This window comes from Pseudomonas sp. GW821-FHT03C07, from assembly GCF_059420925.1.
In genome coordinates this window covers 52,085-70,624 of the sequence record NZ_JBWKUQ010000025.1, presented here as the reverse complement: position 1 = coordinate 70,624, position 18,540 = coordinate 52,085, and the positions used below count along the sequence as shown (strand labels likewise).

15 protein-coding genes are annotated in these 18,540 nt (G+C 63.0%); 5 read left to right on the top strand and 10 right to left on the bottom strand.

Annotated elements, in window-relative coordinates; genetic code table 11:
* Window positions 1-49: 49 nt before the first annotated feature.
* From AC07VG_RS30315 to AC07VG_RS30305, 3 genes are all read right to left on the bottom strand, one after another.
* A complete protein-coding gene (locus tag AC07VG_RS30315; RefSeq protein ID WP_494999954.1) occupies window positions 50-388 on the bottom strand; it encodes a multidrug transporter in 339 nt (112 codons plus the stop codon).
* Window positions 389-457: 69 nt separating this feature from the next.
* Window positions 458-1,270, bottom strand: coding sequence for a bifunctional DNA-formamidopyrimidine glycosylase/DNA-(apurinic or apyrimidinic site) lyase (gene mutM, locus AC07VG_RS30310; protein WP_495022381.1), 813 nt, complete (start codon window positions 1,268-1,270; stop codon window positions 458-460).
* Window positions 1,271-1,319: 49 nt separating this feature from the next.
* On the bottom strand, window positions 1,320-2,132 hold the full coding sequence (locus AC07VG_RS30305) for an HDOD domain-containing protein (protein WP_495000286.1): 813 nt from the start codon (window positions 2,130-2,132) through the stop codon (window positions 1,320-1,322).
* A gap of 199 nt (window positions 2,133-2,331) precedes the next feature.
* Here AC07VG_RS30305 and AC07VG_RS30300 point away from each other — a divergent pair, with 199 nt between their 5' ends.
* Together AC07VG_RS30300 and ilvD are read left to right on the top strand one after the other, a co-directional pair.
* Window positions 2,332-3,528: a class I SAM-dependent rRNA methyltransferase gene (locus AC07VG_RS30300; RefSeq protein WP_494999956.1), complete on the top strand. Its 1,197-nt coding sequence runs from the start codon at window positions 2,332-2,334 to the stop codon at window positions 3,526-3,528.
* A gap of 398 nt (window positions 3,529-3,926) precedes the next feature.
* Complete coding sequence (ilvD, locus tag AC07VG_RS30295; protein WP_494999960.1) at window positions 3,927-5,774, top strand: dihydroxy-acid dehydratase; 1,848 nt, start codon at window positions 3,927-3,929, stop codon at window positions 5,772-5,774.
* Window positions 5,775-5,850: 76 nt separating this feature from the next.
* Here ilvD and AC07VG_RS30290 read toward each other — a convergent pair whose 3' ends face one another.
* Window positions 5,851-6,432 carry a YopT-type cysteine protease domain-containing protein gene (locus AC07VG_RS30290; protein WP_494999961.1) on the bottom strand — a complete coding sequence of 194 codons (582 nt, stop codon included), beginning with the start codon at window positions 6,430-6,432 and terminating at the stop codon, window positions 5,851-5,853.
* Between the two features lie 495 nt (window positions 6,433-6,927).
* Here AC07VG_RS30290 and AC07VG_RS30285 point away from each other — a divergent pair, with 495 nt between their 5' ends.
* Window positions 6,928-8,319 (top strand): L-cystine transporter, encoded by a 1,392-nt coding sequence (locus AC07VG_RS30285; RefSeq protein WP_494999962.1) that lies wholly within the window; start codon window positions 6,928-6,930, stop codon window positions 8,317-8,319.
* 166 nt (window positions 8,320-8,485) lie between these two features.
* Here AC07VG_RS30285 and AC07VG_RS30280 read toward each other — a convergent pair whose 3' ends face one another.
* Entirely contained in the window at window positions 8,486-8,998 is a 513-nt protein-coding gene (locus AC07VG_RS30280; RefSeq protein WP_495022380.1) for a dihydrofolate reductase, read from the bottom strand.
* Window positions 8,999-9,138: 140 nt separating this feature from the next.
* On the opposite strand from AC07VG_RS30280, the gene AC07VG_RS30275 reads away from it, so the two are divergent.
* Both AC07VG_RS30275 and AC07VG_RS30270 read left to right on the top strand, forming a co-directional pair.
* Entirely contained in the window at window positions 9,139-10,518 is a 1,380-nt protein-coding gene (locus AC07VG_RS30275; protein WP_494999964.1) for a DUF2868 domain-containing protein, read from the top strand.
* Window positions 10,511-11,884: a DUF3482 domain-containing protein gene (locus AC07VG_RS30270; protein ID WP_495022379.1), complete on the top strand. Its 1,374-nt coding sequence runs from the start codon at window positions 10,511-10,513 to the stop codon at window positions 11,882-11,884. Before AC07VG_RS30275 ends, AC07VG_RS30270 begins: the two co-directional genes overlap by 8 nt.
* Window positions 11,885-11,894: 10 nt before the next feature.
* Here the strand turns inward: AC07VG_RS30270 and AC07VG_RS30265 are convergent, their stop codons facing one another.
* The 5 genes from AC07VG_RS30265 to AC07VG_RS30245 form a co-directional block, all read right to left on the bottom strand.
* Entirely contained in the window at window positions 11,895-12,431 is a 537-nt protein-coding gene (locus AC07VG_RS30265; RefSeq protein WP_494999966.1) for a hypothetical protein, read from the bottom strand.
* A gap of 117 nt (window positions 12,432-12,548) precedes the next feature.
* Window positions 12,549-13,931 (bottom strand): efflux transporter outer membrane subunit, encoded by a 1,383-nt coding sequence (locus AC07VG_RS30260; RefSeq protein WP_494999967.1) that lies wholly within the window; start codon window positions 13,929-13,931, stop codon window positions 12,549-12,551.
* A complete protein-coding gene (locus tag AC07VG_RS30255; RefSeq protein ID WP_494999968.1) occupies window positions 13,928-14,938 on the bottom strand; it encodes a lysophospholipid acyltransferase family protein in 1,011 nt (336 codons plus the stop codon). The genes AC07VG_RS30260 and AC07VG_RS30255 overlap by 4 nt, the downstream gene beginning before the upstream one ends.
* Window positions 14,935-17,100 (bottom strand): peptidase domain-containing ABC transporter, encoded by a 2,166-nt coding sequence (locus AC07VG_RS30250; RefSeq protein ID WP_495022378.1) that lies wholly within the window; start codon window positions 17,098-17,100, stop codon window positions 14,935-14,937. Before AC07VG_RS30250 ends, AC07VG_RS30255 begins: the two co-directional genes overlap by 4 nt.
* Window positions 17,097-18,377 (bottom strand): HlyD family secretion protein, encoded by a 1,281-nt coding sequence (locus AC07VG_RS30245; protein ID WP_494999970.1) that lies wholly within the window; start codon window positions 18,375-18,377, stop codon window positions 17,097-17,099. The genes AC07VG_RS30250 and AC07VG_RS30245 overlap by 4 nt, the downstream gene beginning before the upstream one ends.
* Window positions 18,378-18,540 lie beyond the last annotated feature (163 nt).

The window sequence follows — 18,540 nt, the reverse complement described above, 5'->3', positions numbered from 1 at the left end:
CGCCGCAGCCACCTAAGGTGGTACTGGGCGTTATAGACGCCAAGCCAACCTACTGGTCGCCGTCAAAACCTTCCGCCGTGCAACCCAGGCAACGGGCAAAGGCCGCTTTCCCGGGGGCGAGCACCAGTGACTTGCCGGCCTTGCCCATGCCGTCGACGCCGCCGAACGCGGTAAACGGCAACGACACCACGAACACCGCCGTGCCCACCAGGGTCGCGCCCACCAGCAAGGGACGGGCGATGATCAGGTCGGCGATCATCGCGTAGGCCGGTGGATTCTGGATCGTGTAGGTCGGGTCGCCGCTGCTGCCATCGTCCGCCAGAACCGGCAACGCCTGCAGGCCAAAACTCAGGGCCACAACCAGGGCCAGGGTGCGAAACGGGTTCATGGCACTATCCTTCAACAAAGCAATGGATGGCAAAGTCTTAACTATAACAGCGTCCGCACGCTTGTCAGGTCAGCTCTGGCAACGCGGGCAGTACACGCTGGCCCGTTGGCCCAGACGAATCTCGCGCAAGACCGTGCCACAGACCTTGCAGTGCTCGCCGCCACGCCCGTAGACGAACAGTTCCTGCTGGAAGTAGCCGGGCTGGCCGTCGCCACCGATAAAGTCGCGCAAGGTCGTGCCACCCCGTTCGATGGCCGCCGCCAGGATCCGCTTGATTTCGATCGCCAGCACCAGGTAACGCCCCCGCGAGATGCTCCCGGCCTCGCGGCGCGGGTCAATGCCGGCGGCGAACAAGGCCTCGGTCGCATAGATATTGCCGACCCCCACCACCACCGCGTTATCCATGATGAACGGCTTTACCGCCATGGAACGCTTGCGCGACAGCTGGAACAACCGCTCACCGTCGAACAGCTCGGTCAGCGGTTCCGGCCCCAGGCGCGCGAGCAATTCGTGATTGAGCGGGTCCAGGCTCCAGAGCATCGCGCCGAAACGCCGTGGGTCGGTGTAGCGCAGGGCCAGTCCGGACTCCAGCTCGATATCCACATGCTCATGCTTGGCCGCCGGCAAGCCGGCTTCCACCAGGCGCAGGTTGCCCGACATGCCCAGGTGACTGATCAGGGTCCCGACCTCGGCATTGATCAACAGGTACTTGGCTCGCCGCTCCACCAGCACGATGCGCTGGCCGGACAGGCGCACATCGAGGTCTTCCGGGATCGGCCAGCGCAACCGACGGTCGCGCACGATCACCCGGCTGACCCGCTGGCCTTCCAGATGGGGCGCGATACCGCGCCGGGTGGTTTCGACTTCAGGTAATTCAGGCATGGCGGCCCCAGGTCAGGCGATAACGGGCTCGACGACGGCACTCGGACGCTTAGTGAGCGCCGAGCTCGCGGATGTTTTCCCGGAGGTTTTCGAAGTCATAGTCGGACAGGCCGACATAATCGAGCACCAGAGGGCCGATGGCGTTCCATTCGTGGTCTTCGGCCGTGTTGCCGAGCACCCGATGGGACGCACAGATATGTTCGGCCATTTTCAGGATCGCCAGCAGGTTCTTCAACTGGCTGTTGCGGGTCGACTCGTCGCTGAAGATCGCCAGGGCGTTGTGATGATTGGCGATGGCGTTGGTCACATGCTCCGGCAGGCGCCAGGATTTGGCCGTGTAATAGCCAACCACCGCATGGTTGGTGTTGAACTCGGCGTTTTCCGTGTCCACCACCCGCTGCTCCGCGCTGGCATTGGCGTAGGCCCGCTCGAGCACGCTCATATAGTTGGGGAAACGCTTGATCATCAGCGGAATGCCACAATCGTGGAACAGCCCCAGGGCATAGGATTCATCGACCGCTTGTCCGCCGGTACGCTTGGCCAGGGTCAGGCTGGTCATAGCCACGTCCTGGGCGGTGTCCCAGAACCGATTGAGGGTCACGATGGTTTCGTCGGCCATCTCACCCTTGATCGACTGCGCGTTGATCAGGTTGATGATCGACCGGCTGCCCAGCAGATTCACCGCGCGCTGGATCGAAGCAATCTTGTTCGACAGGCCGTAATAAGGCGAGTTGACGACTTTCAGCAACGCGCCGGAGAGGCCAGGGTCCTGACTGATCAAGCGGGCAATCACCTCCAGGTCCGGGTCGGGCATGTACTGCTCCATCTGCAAATCCACCATGATTTGCGGTTGAGGCGGCACGCTGATGCCTTGCAGGGCCTGCTGGATCTGTTCGGCTGACAGTTCTTGGGACATGGGTACACACTCCGGACGAGTGAGCGATTCTAGCGGAAAACTTGTACGACATGGGCCGAGTGCACAATCGCTTACATGAAACATCGCACGCCGTGGAGGCCGAACTCCCGCTATAATTCCGCTCTTTTTTCCCCGGAGCGACGTCATGTCCCTGCCTAGCCTACGCCTCAAAGCCAACGCCGACCGACGCCTGCGCAACGGTCACCTGTGGGTCTACAGCAACGAAATCGACGTGGCGGCCACCCCCCTCCATGGCTTCAAGGCCGGTGACCAGGCCGTGCTGGAAGCCGCCGGCGGCAAGCCGTTGGGCATCGTTGCCATGAGCCCGAACAACCTGATCTGCGCCCGCCTGCTGTCGCGCGACATCAAGCTGCCACTGGACAAGTCGCTGCTGGTGCACCGCCTCAACGTAGCCCTGTCGCTGCGCGAGCGGCTGTTCGACAAACCTTTCTATCGCCTGGTCTACGGCGATTCCGACCTGCTGCCGGGGCTGGTGGTGGATCGTTTCGGCGATATCCTGGTGGTCCAGCTCGCCTCGGCGGCCATGGAGCAGCACAAGGATGAAGTGATCGCGGCGCTGGTCCAGGTCCTCAAACCGAGCGGCATCCTGTTCAAGAACGACTCCGCGGCCCGCGATGCCGAAGGCCTGGAGCGTTATGTAGAGACCGTGTTCGGCCTGGTGCCGGAGTGGGTTGCCCTGGAAGAGAACGGCGTGAAATTCGAAGCGCCGGTGATGGAAGGCCAGAAAACCGGCTGGTTCTACGACCACCGCATGAACCGTGCGCGCCTGGCGCCCTACGCCAAGGGCAAGCGGGTGCTGGACCTGTTCAGCTATATCGGCGGCTGGGGCGTGCAGGCGGCGGCGTTCGGCGCCAGCGAAGTGTTCTGCGTCGATGCCTCGTCCTTTGCCCTGGACGGTGTCGAACGTAACGCGGCATTGAACGGTTTTGCCGAGAAGATGACCTGCATCGAAGGCGACGTGTTCGAAGCCCTGAAGGAACTGAAGGCCTCCGAAGAGCGTTTCGACGTGATCGTGGCCGATCCGCCCGCCTTCATCAAACGCAAGAAAGACCTGAAGAACGGCGAAGGCGCCTACCGCCGCCTGAACGAACAGGCCATGCGCCTGCTGAGCAAGGACGGCATCCTGGTCAGCGCCTCGTGCTCGATGCATTTGCCGGAAGATGACCTGCAGAACATCCTGCTGACCAGCGCCCGTCACCTGGATCGCAATATCCAGCTGCTGGAACGCGGCGGCCAGGGCCCGGACCATCCGGTGCACCCGGCGATCCCGGAAACCCGTTATATCAAGAGCATTACTTGCCGGTTGTTGCCTAACAGCTAACCCCCGAACCCAGCTCGCTCCCCTGTAGGAGCGAGCTTACTCGCGATGGACATCAACGATAGCGCGGGACACCTGATGCCCCGCGGTGCCTGAGCGACCATCGCGAGCAAGCTCGCTCCTACAGGATGTGCATGCCCGGAAACCACCAGTCGTCATCCCACACGCTTCGTCACCTCTGACACAACGCTTGCCGCCATTCCTTCCGCCCACGACCCGTGTAGAATCAGCCTATTCATCGCCAGTCATCCCCCGGCGGGTTTATGAGCTCAGGCCCAGGCGCGCGGCGATCCCGCGAGGCCAACGGCAGCTTTCGGGCACCCGGCTATTTTCGGTGTGCGCCAGAGGCCCATAGAAGCTCACTTCCCTTTGTGTACCTGATTAGCCGCCCGGAGCGCTCCATGCCTGATTACCGCTCGAAAACATCCACCCACGGCCGCAACATGGCCGGTGCCCGCGCCCTCTGGCGCGCCACGGGGATGAAAGACGCCGACTTCAAGAAACCGATCATCGCCGTCGCCAACTCCTTCACCCAGTTCGTTCCCGGCCACGTCCACCTCAAGGACATGGGCCAACTGGTCGCCCGTGAAATCGAACGTGCCGGTGGCGTGGCCAAGGAATTCAACACCATCGCCGTGGATGACGGCATCGCCATGGGCCACGACGGCATGCTCTATTCGCTGCCGAGCCGCGAGATCATCGCCGACTCCGTCGAATACATGGTCAATGCCCACTGCGCCGACGCCATCGTCTGCATCTCCAACTGCGACAAGATCACCCCCGGCATGCTGATGGCCGCCCTGCGCCTGAACATCCCGGTGATCTTCGTCTCCGGCGGCCCGATGGAAGCCGGCAAGACCAAACTGGCCGCCCACGGCCTCGACCTGGTCGATGCCATGGTCATCGCCGCCGACTCCAGCGCCTCTGACGAGAAGGTTGCCGAGTACGAGCGCAGCGCCTGCCCGACCTGCGGTTCGTGCTCCGGCATGTTCACCGCCAACTCGATGAACTGCCTCACCGAAGCCCTGGGCCTGGCCCTGCCGGGCAACGGTTCGGCGCTGGCAACCCACTCCGACCGCGAGCAACTGTTCCTCCAGGCCGGTCGTACCATCGTCGAGCTGTGCCAGCGTTACTACGGCGACAACGATGACTCGGTGCTGCCGCGCAATATCGCCAATATCAAGGCGTTCGAAAACGCCATGACCCTGGACATCGCCATGGGCGGGTCCACCAACACCATCCTGCACCTGCTGGCCGCCGCCCAGGAAGCCGAGATCGATTTCGACCTGCACCACATCGACCGCCTGTCCCGTCACGTGCCGCAACTGTGCAAGGTCGCGCCGAATATCCAGAAGTACCACATGGAAGACGTGCACCGCGCCGGCGGGATCTTCAGCATCCTCGGCGAACTGGCCCGTGGCGGCCTGCTGCACACCGACCTGCCGACCGTGCACAGCAAGACCCTGGCCGAGGGTATCGCCAAGTGGGACATCACCCAGACCAACGATGAAGCGGTGCACACCTTCTTCAAGGCCGGTCCCGCCGGTATCCCGACCCAGACCGCGTTCAGCCAGTCGACCCGTTGGGAAACCCTCGACGACGACCGTGAAAACGGCTGCATCCGCAGTGTCGAGCATGCCTATTCGAAAGAAGGCGGCCTGGCCGTGCTGTACGGCAACATCGCCCTGGACGGTTGCGTGGTGAAAACCGCCGGTGTCGACGAATCGATCCACGTGTTCGAAGGCAACGCGAAGATCTTCGAAAGCCAGGACAGCGCCGTACGCGGCATCCTCGCCGACGAAGTGCAGGCTGGCGACATCGTGATCATCCGTTACGAAGGTCCGAAAGGCGGTCCGGGCATGCAGGAAATGCTCTACCCGACGTCCTATCTGAAGTCCAAGGGTCTGGGCAAAGCCTGCGCCCTGCTGACCGACGGACGTTTCTCCGGCGGCACCTCGGGCCTGTCCATCGGCCATGCTTCTCCGGAAGCCGCAGCAGGTGGCGCGATCGGCCTGGTCCAGGACGGTGACAAGGTGCTGATCGACATTCCGAATCGCTCGATCAACCTGTTGGTCAGTGATGAAGTACTGGCGGCACGTCGCGCCGAGCAGGACAAGAAAGGCTGGAAGCCGGTGGAAGTGCGTCCCCGCAAGGTGACCACGGCCTTGAAGGCTTACGCATTGCTCGCCACCAGCGCCGACAAGGGCGCGGTACGCGACAAGGCGATGCTGGACAAGCTGGTACCTTAAGAAGGTTCGTACGATAAAAAGCCCGGCTGCAGTGCCGGGCTTTTTATTGCGTCTCTCTTTCAGAAAACGATCAACTTCACTGCAGTCGAATGGCCACGATCGGGTCCATGAAGTTGATGCCGTAAGCTTTCTGAATTTTTTGATCCTGAAAAAAAGCGCTGATAAACAAGCAAAGGTTTTTTGCCGAGGCAAAGGTCGCTTGCCCGAAATTCGGATCAAAAAAACGCATTTTCTGATCCGCCTCCTTGAACACCGCGCACGCATGTTTGCCCGCAACCAGAATAAAGGCCCCGGGGGTATTCATCATGTAACCGGTGATTTGTACAAAGGGTGCAACGCCGGCGTTATATCCCGAGACTCGCCAACCGGTCTGCAGGGCCGCCAGCTCAACCCGCCGGGGAACCTGCGGAAAAAGACCTGGTGTATTATCCGGGCTATTGATGATCGCCTGTAACTTGTCGGCGTAGATCCAGGTGGCCGCTTCCTCCTTGGCGCTACGAAACTCGACGCCGTTTCGGCGCATGGCCAGATAGGTCAGGCACAAGGCGTAGCAAACACCGTCTTTACTGCGTAGATCATGATGATTTATATAATCGCCTTGTTTGAGCTTGCCACAAGTCCCTTCAAAATTTTTCGCATACCTTGCAAAAGCGCCCATCACCACTCCCAAATATAAAATTCGACAGTGCGGTTCGCCCACCAATCAGTTTATCAATCGACTGCAAAATAACCGCACGACCAGGATTCTAGCGAGGCGGTGAAAATGCACTCTATAAATTAACGCCCACAAAAATTAAAACTTTATATCTAATTCCGGCACTCTCATCCGAAGAGCAAAGCTTCAGCTCGCTAATGATCCGTGCTACGCCTTACTGAATGTCTTCAGGCTTGACGATCACTCAGTGCTTGTCCGCCGCCACCGCCAGGCCTTCTTTCGCCTGGGCGTCGGCATGGTTCCTCATCATGCCGTTGAGCGCGGTCATGTACCGGTCCTTGCGGTTGACCTACAGGCGCCGAAGCGCCAACGGCTTATTCCAAAAACTCCAGTCGACATTCGATATCGTTATTAAATCCATATATATCAAGCTGTTAGGCTTGCCGGCTGGCAATTGCCGACTAGGGTAATTGGCACCTATCGTTTTCTGGAGCTTCAATGAATCTGCCGCTGATTCTCAACCTGCTGGTATTCCTCGCCCTGCTGCTGGGGCTGGCCCAAACCCGCCGCAGCACCTTCAGCCTGGCGAAAAAAGTCCTGCTCGCCCTGGTCCTGGGGGTGCTCTTCGGGGTCGCCCTGCACAGTATCTACGGTGCCGGTAACCCGGTGCTCAAGGCTTCCATCGGCTGGTTCGACCTGATTGGCAACGGCTACGTGCAATTGCTGCAGATGATCGTGATCCCGCTGGTGTTCGCCTCGATCCTCAGCGCCGTGGCCCGCCTGCACAACGCCACGTCCCTGGGCAAGATCAGCTTCCTGACCATCGGCACACTGCTGTTCACCACGGCCATTGCCGCGCTGATCGGTATCGGCCTGACCAACCTGTTCGGCCTCAGCGCCGAAGGCCTGGTGGCCGGCACCCAGGAATTGGCCCGTCTGCAAGTGATCCAGAGCGATTACGCGGGCAAGGTTGCCGACCTGAATGTGCCGCAGCTGCTGCTCTCGTTCATTCCGCAGAATCCTTTCGCCGACCTGGCCCGGGCCAAGCCGACCTCGATCATCAGCGTGGTGATCTTTGCCGCGTTCATGGGCGTGGCCGCGCTGCAACTGCTCAAGGATGATGTCGAGAAGGGTCAAAAGGTGGTGAATGCCATCGACACCCTGCAAGCCTGGGTCACGCGCCTGGTGCGCCTGGTGATGAAGCTCACGCCCTACGGCGTGCTGGCGTTGATGACCAAGGTGGTCGCCGGTTCCAACCTGCAGGACATCATCAAGCTGGGCAGTTTCGTGGTGGTGTCGTATATCGGCCTGGGCTTGATGTTCGGGGTCCACGGGCTGCTGGTGTCGCTGGCCGGGATCAATCCGCTGCGCTTCTTCCGCAAGATCTGGCCGGTGCTGACCTTTGCCTTTACCAGTCGCTCCAGCGCAGCGAGCATTCCGCTGAGCATTGAAGCCCAGACCCGCCGCCTGGGGATTCCACAATCGATTGCCAGCTTTGCCGCATCGTTCGGCGCGACCATCGGCCAGAACGGGTGTGCCGGGCTGTATCCGGCGATGCTGGCGGTGATGGTTGCGCCGACAGTGGGGATCAACCCGCTGGATCCGCTGTGGATCGCGACGTTGGTGGCCATTGTGACCTTGAGTTCGGCCGGGGTGGCCGGGGTCGGTGGTGGGGCGACATTTGCCGCGCTGATCGTGCTACCGGCGATGGGCTTGCCGGTCTCGCTGGTGGCGTTGCTGATTTCCGTGGAGCCACTGATCGACATGGGCCGCACGGCACTGAACGTCAGCGGTTCGATCACCGCCGGGGCGATTGCCAGCCAGGTGATGCAGCAGACTGACAAGGCCTTGCTGGAGGCTGAGGAACATGGGGAATTGGCGCAGGCTTGAGTTCTGCGGCGCCTGATAGATCGACTTCGCGGGCAAGCTCCGCTCCCACAGGTTCTCGGCCGTACACAAGATTCGGGTACGACTCAAAACTAATGTGGGAGCGGAGCTTGCCCGCGAAGAGGCACTCAAGACCGTGCTCAGCCTCGACACCTCTTAGGAACAGCGTTTAACGCTTTTCCCACACCTCGAAGCTGAACGCCGGCTTACCCTCAGCCGCCGGATGCGGTTCATCCGACACCAACGTCCACTGACCTTCATCGATCTGCGGAAACCAGGCATCGCCTTCCGGACTCAAGGCCACACGGGTCAGGTACAGCCGATCCGCCTGCTCCAGCCCCTGGGTATACAGTTGCGCACCGCCGATCAGCATCAACTCGCTCGCGCCCTGCTCCAGCGCCCACTGTTCAGCACGCACCAGCGCCGCCTCCAGCGACGGAAAAACTTCCGCGCCCTCCAACTGCAAACCGGCCTGACGACTGACCACCAGGTTCAACCGGCCCGGCAACGGCCGGCCCATCGAGTCCCAGGTCTTGCGCCCCATGATGATCGGCTTGCCGAGGGTCGTGGCCTTGAAGTATTTGAAATCCGCCGGCAAATGCCAGGGCATGCTGTTGTCGACGCCGATCACGCGGTTTTCACCGAGGGCCGCGATCAGGCTTAAAGGGAGAGTTCTGTTCATGCCGCCGAGGATACCAGAGCCCATGGGCCGACTCGGACATACGCCGACAAAATTAACGCCCGCTTTCCCGCACGGACAACGGGATGCAGCTACCCGCCACAGCGGTTATGCTTCCAGCTCACTTGAGCCCAGGACGCCGCGTGACTGAACCGACTCCCCTGCACCGCCTCTGGCTGACCGAGACGGTGCGCCTGCGCGAAGAACAGGCAGGCCCGCTGGAAGACCTTGAGGCCAATCGCCGCGCTCGCACCGCGGGGGGCGACCTGCCGACCCGCATCCAGCACCGCGCCCTCTGGCTGGCCGAACGCGACGGCCTGCTCACGGCCTTGCACCATTGGTTGCAAGGCGCGCGCCTGGCACTGCTGGTCCTGGCGCTGCTGGTGATCGTCAGCGGTGCCGGCATGGCCTTCGCCGCCCTGGGCAACGGCCAGGCGCCGGTCAATGTGTTCTGGGCCCTGGGCAGCCTGCTCGGGCTGAACCTGCTGTTGCTGCTGAGCTGGGCCTTGGGCCTGGCGTTCGCTGGCGAACACGCGACCAGCTTCGGCCGCCTCTGGCTGTGGCTCAGCGAAAAGCTCGCCCGCGATGCCCAGGCCGCGCAACTGGCACCAGCCCTGCTGCTGATGCTGCAACGTCGGCGCCTCAACCGTTGGGCCATCGGCATGGTGGTTCATGGACTCTGGTTGCTGGCCATGCTCAGCGCGCTGGTCCTGTTGTTGATGTTGATGTCGACCCGGCGCTACGGCTTTGTCTGGGAAACCACCCTGCTGCGCGGTGACACCTTCGTCGCGCTGACCCAGGCCCTCGGTGCCCTGCCCGCCCTGCTCGGATTCAGCCTGCCCGACCCCGAAACGATCCGGGCCAGCGGCAATACCGCGTTGGACCTGGAGAACGCCCGGCACGCCTGGGCCACCTGGCTGGTGGGGGTGCTGGTGGTCTATGGCGTGTTGCCGCGCCTGCTGCTGGGCGGGTTTTGCCTGTGGCGCTGGCGCCATGGCAGCCGCGCCCTGAGCCTGGACCTCAATCTGCCCGGCTACGCGCAACTGCGCGAACGCCTGATGCCCAGCAGCGAGCGCCTGGGGGTCAGCGACGCGGCACCCGACGCGCAGCACAACACCCAAGCCGGCGCCACCGCCCTGGAGAGCGAAGGCGCCTTGCTGGTGGCCATCGAGCTGGACGACCAGCGCCCCTGGCCGCCGACCCTGCCGAAAACCGTGCGGGACGCCGGCATCCTCGACAGCCGCGAGTCGCGGCACAAACTGCTCGAACAATTGACCCGCTTCCCGCCGGCGCGCCTGGCGATTGCCTGCGACCCACGGCGCTCGCCGGACCGTGGCAGCCTCGGGCTGATCGCCGAACTGGCCCGCAGCGCAGGGGCGACGCGGGTCTGGCTGCTGCAGGCGCCACCCGGCCAGGCCCTGGATGCCGATCGCCTCGGCGACTGGCACGGCGCCCTGCAACAACTGGAACTGCCCTTCGCCGACAGCGCTCCGCTGAACTGGCTGGAGAGCGGCCATGACTAAAGCCCTGAAACTGGCCGTGGTCGGCCACACCAATGTCGGCAAAACCTCGCTGCTGCGCACCCTGACCCGGGACGTCGGCTTCGGCGAAGTCTCCCACCGCCCCAGCACCACCCGACATGTGGAAGGTGCGCGACTGTCGGTGGATGGCGAAGCCCTGCTCGAACTCTACGATACCCCAGGCCTGGAAGACGCCATCGCCCTGCTCGACTACCTCGAACGCCTGGATCGCCCTGGCGAACGTCTCGATGGTCCGGATCGCGTCGCCCGTTTTCTCGACGGCAGCGAAGCCCGCCAGCGCTTTGAACAGGAGGCCAAGGTGTTGCGCCAGTTGCTGGCCTCGGACGCTGGGCTCTATGTGATCGACGCCCGCGAGCCGGTGCTGGCCAAATACCGCGACGAACTGAGCGTCCTGGCCAGTTGCGGCAAGCCGCTGTTACCGGTGCTCAACTTTGTCAGCAGCGCCGAACAACGCGAGCCGCAGTGGCGTGAGGCCCTGGCCCGCCTGGGCCTGCACGCCCTGGTGCGCTTCGACAGCGTGGCCCCGCCGGAAGACGGTGAGCGGCGACTGTATGAAAGTCTGGCGCTGTTGCTGGAAGGTGCACGTCCACAGCTGGAACGGCTGGTCCTCGACCTGGAGGCCCAACTCCAGGCACGGCGGCAAAGCGCCAACCGCCTGATCGCCGAACTGCTGATCGACTGCGCGGCCTGTCGGCGCAGCGTGATCAGCGCAGCCGACGCGCAAACCCAAGCCATCGGTGAATTGCGCCAGGCCGTGCGCCGGCGGGAGCAACGCTGTGTCGAGGCCTTGCTCAAGCTCTACGGGTTCCGGCCTGGCGATGCGGCTGCCGGCGATCTGCCGCTGCTGGACGGGCGCTGGGGCGACGACCTGTTCAACCCGGAAACCCTCAAGCAACTGGGTGTGAAGGTCGGTGGCGGGATTGCCGCGGGAGCGGCGGCGGGTGCCGGTATCGACCTGCTGGTGGGTGGCCTGACCCTCGGTGCGGCGGCCCTGGCCGGTGCCCTCGCCGGCGGCGCCCTGCAAACCGCGCGCAGTTATGGCAGCCGCCTGCTGGGCAAACTCAAAGGTCAACGGGAACTGACCGTCGACGACAACGTCCTGCGCCTGCTCGCACTGCGCCAACGGCAACTGCTGAAAGCATTGGAAGCCCGTGGGCACGCGGCGATGGACAGCATCCAGATGGGCATGCCGAGGGATACCACCTGGCGTGAAGGCAAGTTGCCCGAGGCCTTGCACAAGGCCCGGGCGCACCCGCAGTGGTCATCGCTCAACCCTCAGGCCCGGTTGAACCGGCCAGAACGCCAGGAACAGATTGATCTGTTGCTGCAACGCCTGGCTGAAACCTGAAGTCGAGCCTTCAGCTATACCACTTGAACTTCAGAAAGGTCCGACCCATATATTTGATCCACTCCTCTTCGGCCCGGCTGACAATACCCTCACCGTCGATATCGAAGTAAACCACCGAGTCCAACGTCCCATTATTGTCGGTATCATGGGCCGAAGCCTTATAGATCAGAGTCTGGTTTCTGGGCGTCCCCGTCCCCTCATGAAGATGCAGCCTCACCACATTCGGTGACTTGTCACGGTGATAGTTCTCGGCAAACACCTTGATATAACGCTGCCAACTTTTCCCCCGGTTGAACCAGCCAAGCTTCAGGAAACTATTGGCACAGGCCCGGATCAGCTTTTCATCCTTGGCGTTGTCCTTGCCATCACGGTTGACGTCGCCGCCGAACTGCAAATCGGTCACCCCATCGGCGCTCACATCCACCGCCGCGGCCTTGAGCACCAATTTGTCGGGCTGACCCGACACTTCTTCATAAAAGCGCAGCAACACGGTATCGGCCCGACCATTACCGCTGCGATCCTGGGCGGTCATTCTCAGATAACGCATAAAAGACTCCTTTCCATGTGAGTCCTCACCTTAATTCGCCACAGCGATCAGTCACCAGACCAGGATTCCTGACCTTGCGTACGAATGTGCACCCACCTCTGAAAGACGCGGCGCCACTCAGGACCAACCACCGCCCAGGCTCTTGTACAGCGATATACGATTGCTCACCTGCAACAAGCGGGTCCGGATCAGGGCTTGCTGCGCCGTGCTCAGGCCACGCTGGGCATCGAGCACCTCGAGGTAGCTGTTCAAGCCATCCTGATAGAGCAATTGCGCCAACTCGACGCGGCGCGATTCGCTGCGCACCAGTCGTTGCTGCGCGTCGCACTGTCGATCGAGCGGTTCGTTCGAAGCCAGGGCGTCAGCCACTTCACGAAAGGCCTGCTGGATCGAACGCTGGTACTCGACCACAGCAATATCGCGCTGCACCTTGGACAGCTCGAGTTGCACGAAACGTCGGCCGATATCGAACAGCGGCAAGCTTACGGCGGGCGTAAAGGACCAGCCCTTGGCCTCCCCGGAGAACAGCTCACTCAACTGCGGGCTGCTGACGCCGAAGAAACCGGTCAGGGAAATACTCGGCAGGAAGGCCGCCCGGGCCGCGCCGATATTGGCATTAAAGGCCTTGAGCCGCGCCTCGGCGGCGCGAATATCCGGGCGCCGCACCAACAACTCGGAAGGCAGGCCCGGGGCAATCTCCGGTAACTGCGGCCCTTCGCCCCAGGCCCCGGAGGAAAGCCGCGCAGGGTCAATCGTCGCCCCCACCAGCAGCTCCAGGCGGTTCAGCGCCAAGCTCTGTTGCCGGGCCGCGTCGGCCATCTCGGCCTCCAGCGTCAAGGCCAGCGTATCGGCCTGGCGCAACTCCAACTCGCTCGCCAGCCCCAGTTCCTGACGGCGACCGATCAGGCGTTTCGACTCACCGGCCCGTTCCAGCAACTGGCGGTTCTGCCGGTGCAATTCAAGATAGCCACGATGTTCGTAGTAAGCCGTCGCGACCTCGCCGACCAAGCTGATCTGCACGCTCAGGGCATCTTCCTCACGGGCGACCAGACGCTGCCCGGCTTCAGCCTTCAGCGCGCGGACCCGGCCCCAGAGGTCCAGTTCAAAGGCCGTGATCCCTAGTCTGAACTGCCCCTGCTCATGGATCACCGCCTTGCGGGTGGGCGAGTCCGCTGCGGAAATTTTCTGCCGCTGCACCGAGCCGTCGACACCCCCGCCGGGCCATTGATCGGCAGCGGAAATCCCATGCAACGCTCGCGCCTCATCGATACGCAGGACGGCAACCTGCAGATCACGGTTATGCGCGCGCGCCAGCTCGATCAGCGCTTGCAGCTCGGGGTCGAGAAAGACCTCGCGCCAGTCCGGTAACGACCCGGCATCGCCCCGCCCCCCCGCTCCACGCCAATGCTCAGCCACGCTCGGTGATGGTTGCTGGTAGTCGGGAATGAACGAACACCCCGCCAACAGCAACATCACCAGCCCCGGGTAGCCTGCCTTCATCCCAGCCCCCGTCGTTGCAGAAGTCCTGGCAGCCCCGCAGCTTTCTCGTCCGAAGCCTTTTGCCGCTGGTAGAAGGCCTCCAGCCGCGCCAGGTAGAACCAGTGCTCCGGGGCCGCGCCAATAAACGACTCCATCGCCCGCGCCCATTGCGCCTGCATATCCGCCGCCGCGGTCCTGCCGATCCACTGGATCACATGCAGTTCGCCGCAACCACCGAGCCGGGCACGATGCCCCGCCAGCAGTACATCGCACTTCATTTTCGCTGCCAGGAACATCGGGCCCTTGACGAATTGCGCGGCGCGGCCGAACAGGCGCCCGTCCACCGGCTCGCCGGAGCGCACCCCACCGAAACTCACCGGCAGGTCGGCAAAGATGAGCACCTGGTCACCGCGCTTGAGCGCCCGGGCAATCGCCAGCGCGGTCTTTGGAGCGTTGCTGTCGAGAATATCCACGCGGTGACCGAAGGCTTCCAGGCTCTTGAGGGAGCGCCGGGTCAGGGGGTCGTTGAAGTTCCAGATCGGGATGATGAAACGCTTCGGGACCGGGCAGCGCTCGATCATGCAGGCCACCGCCATCCAGTACTCGCCCGTGTGGGCCAGCACGATGATCGTCGCGCGCACCCGCGTACGCGGCCAATGTTGCTCCGGGTCATGCCAGGTAATTGCGCGAATCCAGGCGCGCAGTCGCTCGGGATGATTGCGCGGGTACAGCATCTGGTAGATCGCACACTGCAACTGGATGGCGCTGTAGCGACAGGCCAATGACCGGCAGGCGCGAGGTTCCAATCCGAACAGTTCGAGATTCTGTCGGCAGGTGTTGTAGTCCGCGCCGCGCCACACGGCCGGCAACCGCAGCAGGAAGGCCGGCAACAACGGCAAGCAACGGTGCGCAAACTTCAGCCGAAAGATCAGGGCCAGCCCCTTGATCAGGCGCGCGCGTAGCCCGGCCTTGCAACGCATCCACCACAACCAGCGGCGGATCGGCCAACCCGGGCGAAACGGATTCATCGCGCCGCGCCGCTCAAGGGCCGCAAACGCCCCTGGTGCATCAGCAGTACCGTGTCGCAGGCCTGGGCCACGGCCTTGTCGTGGGTCACAATCACACACAGCATCGGCAAGTGGCGCACGGTCTCGATAATCACATCGCGGGCACCGGGGTCCAGATGGGAGGTCGGTTCATCGAGCAACAACAACTCCGGACGCCGATACAACGCCCGGGCGATCAGCAAGCGTTGTTTCTGCCCCGAGGACAATTGCACGCCCATGGGGCCGAGCAAGGTGTTGAAGCCGTTGCTCAGTTTCAGGACGCTTTCCAGCAGTCCGGCCTGCTCGACACAGGTCTGCAAACGCGAGCCGTCCAATGGGTCGCTGTCCATCAGGATATTCTCGATCACCGTACCGGCGATGATCTCGTCGTGCGCGGTGACATAGGCCACGCTCTGGCGGTAGCGACGCAAACCGAAATGCCGCATCGCCAGGCCGTTGATCCTGAAGCGTCCCGTGTCCAGGGCATAGAACCCGGCGAGCACTTTCAGGAAGGTGCTCTTGCCGCAACCCGAAGGGCCGAATATCGCGATGCGCCGGCACCGGCCTTCCAGGCTGAAACTCAGGTCCTCGAAGGTTGGCCGGTCGAACGAACTGTAGCGAAAGCGCGCGCCCTCGATCTGGATCGAGCGCAAGGGTGGCTGCTGGCCAAGAGGATCGGCGCTGTACACGCTCGACTCCACCTGCTCGACCGGCTCATCGACGATTTCCTCGACCCGCTTGAGCTCGACCTTCACCAGCCGCAGGTTCATATAGCTGTCGACCACCTTCAGCGCGCAGCCCATGAACATGTCCTTGTAGAGGACGAAGGCGAACAGGTCACCGACGCTGTTCTCGCCATGGAGCACGGCCAGCGCGCCGAGGGCGCTGACCAGCAGCGAATGGCCGTGGGACAGCCCTTCATGCACCACCTGGTTCATCGCCTGCAAACGCTGGACGCCGGCGCGGGCCATTTCGGTGTCGGTGTGCTGGTTGCTCCAGTTCGCCAGCTTCGCCGCTTCGTAGTTGTAGAGCTTCATCGACTCGACATTGCCCAGGGTGCCGAGCAAGGTCACGTTGCGCGCCGTCTCGGCTTCGATCGAGGTTTTGTGGTGCTTCTCCATCACCGGCAGGGTCAGGCCACGAAACAGGAAAAACAGCAGGCACAACAGCAGTGACAAGGCCGCCAGCTTGGCGTTGATCAAGGCCATCAGCGCGAGAAACGCCACGCCGAAGGCCAGGTCGATGGCGATATCCATCCAGCCGGCGGTGAACTGCACGAAGGCTTTGTCGGTGGCCTGGGTCCGCCGCAGGATATCGCCGGGGGCGCGGCGTTCGAAGTAACTCACCGGCAGCCGCAGCAGCCAGGCGATAACTCCGGTGGACAGGTCCTGGCTCAGGGCGATGCGCAGGCGCATATCGAGGAGCGCGCGCAGCCAGGCGGCGAGGCTCTTGAACAGAAAGATCCCGCCAAAGACGTAGAGGATCAGAAACAGGAAATCCTCGTCGTTCTTCGCCACCACTTCATCGATGGTCAGGGAAAACAGCTTGGGCGCGGCGATGGCGCCGAAGTAACCAACCACCGAGAGCAGGCCCATGGGCACCAGGTAACGCAGCAGCCAGGTGTTGTTGCGCAGCACGCCGAGCGGGCCGAAGGTGCCGGGCATCCGCCGCTGGACCTGGGTGGTAAAGCCCAGCCCCGGAAGCATTTCCAGCGCCGCGCCGCTGAACATCGACAGCGCCTCTTCCCAACTATAGAAGCGCCGCCCCACCGCCGGATCGACGATATGCAGCCCCTGGCGGTTGGTCGACTGCAGCACGACGAAGTGCATGTTGTTCCAGAACAGGATCGACGGCGTGCGCAGTTGCCGCACGTCATGCAACTGCAAGCGTAGCGGGCGGCAGCTGAAGCCCAGCTCCTCGCTGACCTTGATCACCTGGAACAACGACATGCCGTCCCGCGCCACCCGGTAGCGCTGGCGCATCTCGCGCAAGGTCAGGGCCTTGCCGTGATAACCGGCGACCATGGCAATCGAGGCCATGCCGCATTCGGACATTTCGTCCTGGAGAATCACCGGGACCGTGCGCTGGAACAGCTGCCGCGAGCGGGCCAGGGCCTCGCGCAGCGATTGCTTGAGCCGGCTCATGCCGACTCACCCACGGGCCGCGCCGAGGCACCTCGCGCTGGTAGATAGTCGGGATTGCCCGCCAGCCCGCGGAGCACCGGCAGGAACAACCACTCCATCAGGTTCAGGCGTTCCAGGCGCAGCGAACCGCTGAGGGTCATACCGTCCTTGAGCCAGTCCTGGCGGATCTTGGTGCGCGGGTCGGAAAAATCGAGTTTCACCTCGGCCCGATAGGTCGGCCCCGGTTCCTCGCTATCGGTCCTGGCACCGGGCGGGGCTTCGAGATAGGTACTGGCGGTGCTGCGCACGATCTGCCCCTTGATCACGCCGTAGCGCTCATAGGGAAACGCATCGACCCGCACGATGACCTCGGTACCGGCGCTGGCGAAACCAATGGCTGCCGGACTGACATCGAGGATCACCACCGGCGCCTCGTGCAGGGCCCGGCTGATGCGTAGCAACATCATCGGCTGGCCGCCCTGGGCCCGGGCACCGGGAAATACCGAGACGGCATCGACGACCCCCTCGACGGGCGACAACAGGACATATTCCTGGCTTTTGTTGAGGGTCTCGAGGCGCTCGCGCAGGTCGTGACGTTGCCGGGCGAGGTCACTGACGCGGCTGGCGAGGGTGTGATCGGCCTCACTGCCGCGCTGCTCCAGCTCAAGGATCCGCTGTTGCGCGCTGGCCTGGGCCAGGTCGTTATTGGCCAGATCCTGGAGCACCGCCTCGTGCTTGACGATCGCCTCGTTCAGCGCCGCCACGGACACCGCGCCCTCGGCCGCCAGGCGCTCGTGACGCTGGCGGTTTTCCTGGGCAATGGCGGCCCGGCGCTGGATCGAACGCTTGATGGTGGCGGTGAGTTGCAGATCCTTGTGCAACTGCCCGATCTGCAATTGCAGGAGTTTTTGCTGGGTTTCGTGGGCCGAGCGGGCCTGGGTTTCATCGCCGGCGGCATCGTCCAGCAGGCTGCCCAGACGCTCGGCGCTTTGGGCGGAAAGGGGTTTGTCGCTGCCTTCGTTGAAGCTTTCCGGCTCCAGGGTACGGATCCGCACCAAGGGCTGGTCCTTGCTCACCGACGCGCCGGCCTCGACCAGCACTTCGCGGATATGGGCGGGGCGCTCACTGGTGATGCGGACCACATCGCGGGTGAGGATCCGGCCCTGGACATCTTCTTTCTTCGCGTAGTTGCCGATAAACAGCAAGACCAGGCCACCGGCGAAAAACAGGCAGACGAACCAGGCGAAGACCACGGGTGCCAGCGCCGCTCGCGGCGCGACCTTGCCCAACTCAAGCATAGGTGAACTCGTGCATGACAACCGACGCGACAGGGCTCGCGCCGATGAAGGAATACAACCTTGAGGACACTGAGCACTTTGTAGGAGCCAGCTTGCTGGCGATGGACGTCAACGATAATGCGGGGCATCTGAAACCACGCGGCGCCCTTGAGTTCATCGCGAG

What these genes read in the sequence shown, in the direction of transcription:
- AC07VG_RS30315 (WP_494999954.1), bottom strand. Translation starts at nt 388, where the DNA reads ATGAACCCGTTTCGCACCCTGGCCCTGGTTGTGGCCCTGAGTTTTGGC.
- mutM (WP_495022381.1), bottom strand. Translation starts at nt 1,270, where the DNA reads ATGCCTGAATTACCTGAAGTCGAAACCACCCGGCGCGGTATCGCGCCC.
- AC07VG_RS30300 (WP_494999956.1), top strand. Translation starts at nt 2,332, where the DNA reads ATGTCCCTGCCTAGCCTACGCCTCAAAGCCAACGCCGACCGACGCCTG.
- ilvD (WP_494999960.1), top strand. Translation starts at nt 3,927, where the DNA reads ATGCCTGATTACCGCTCGAAAACATCCACCCACGGCCGCAACATGGCC.
- AC07VG_RS30290 (WP_494999961.1), bottom strand. Translation starts at nt 6,432, where the DNA reads ATGGGCGCTTTTGCAAGGTATGCGAAAAATTTTGAAGGGACTTGTGGC.
- AC07VG_RS30285 (WP_494999962.1), top strand. Translation starts at nt 6,928, where the DNA reads ATGAATCTGCCGCTGATTCTCAACCTGCTGGTATTCCTCGCCCTGCTG.
- AC07VG_RS30280 (WP_495022380.1), bottom strand. Translation starts at nt 8,998, where the DNA reads ATGAACAGAACTCTCCCTTTAAGCCTGATCGCGGCCCTCGGTGAAAAC.
- AC07VG_RS30270 (WP_495022379.1), top strand. Translation starts at nt 10,511, where the DNA reads ATGACTAAAGCCCTGAAACTGGCCGTGGTCGGCCACACCAATGTCGGC.
- AC07VG_RS30265 (WP_494999966.1), bottom strand. Translation starts at nt 12,431, where the DNA reads ATGCGTTATCTGAGAATGACCGCCCAGGATCGCAGCGGTAATGGTCGG.
- AC07VG_RS30260 (WP_494999967.1), bottom strand. Translation starts at nt 13,931, where the DNA reads ATGAAGGCAGGCTACCCGGGGCTGGTGATGTTGCTGTTGGCGGGGTGT.
- AC07VG_RS30255 (WP_494999968.1), bottom strand. Translation starts at nt 14,938, where the DNA reads ATGAATCCGTTTCGCCCGGGTTGGCCGATCCGCCGCTGGTTGTGGTGG.
- AC07VG_RS30250 (WP_495022378.1), bottom strand. Translation starts at nt 17,100, where the DNA reads ATGAGCCGGCTCAAGCAATCGCTGCGCGAGGCCCTGGCCCGCTCGCGG.
- AC07VG_RS30245 (WP_494999970.1), bottom strand. Translation starts at nt 18,377, where the DNA reads ATGCTTGAGTTGGGCAAGGTCGCGCCGCGAGCGGCGCTGGCACCCGTG.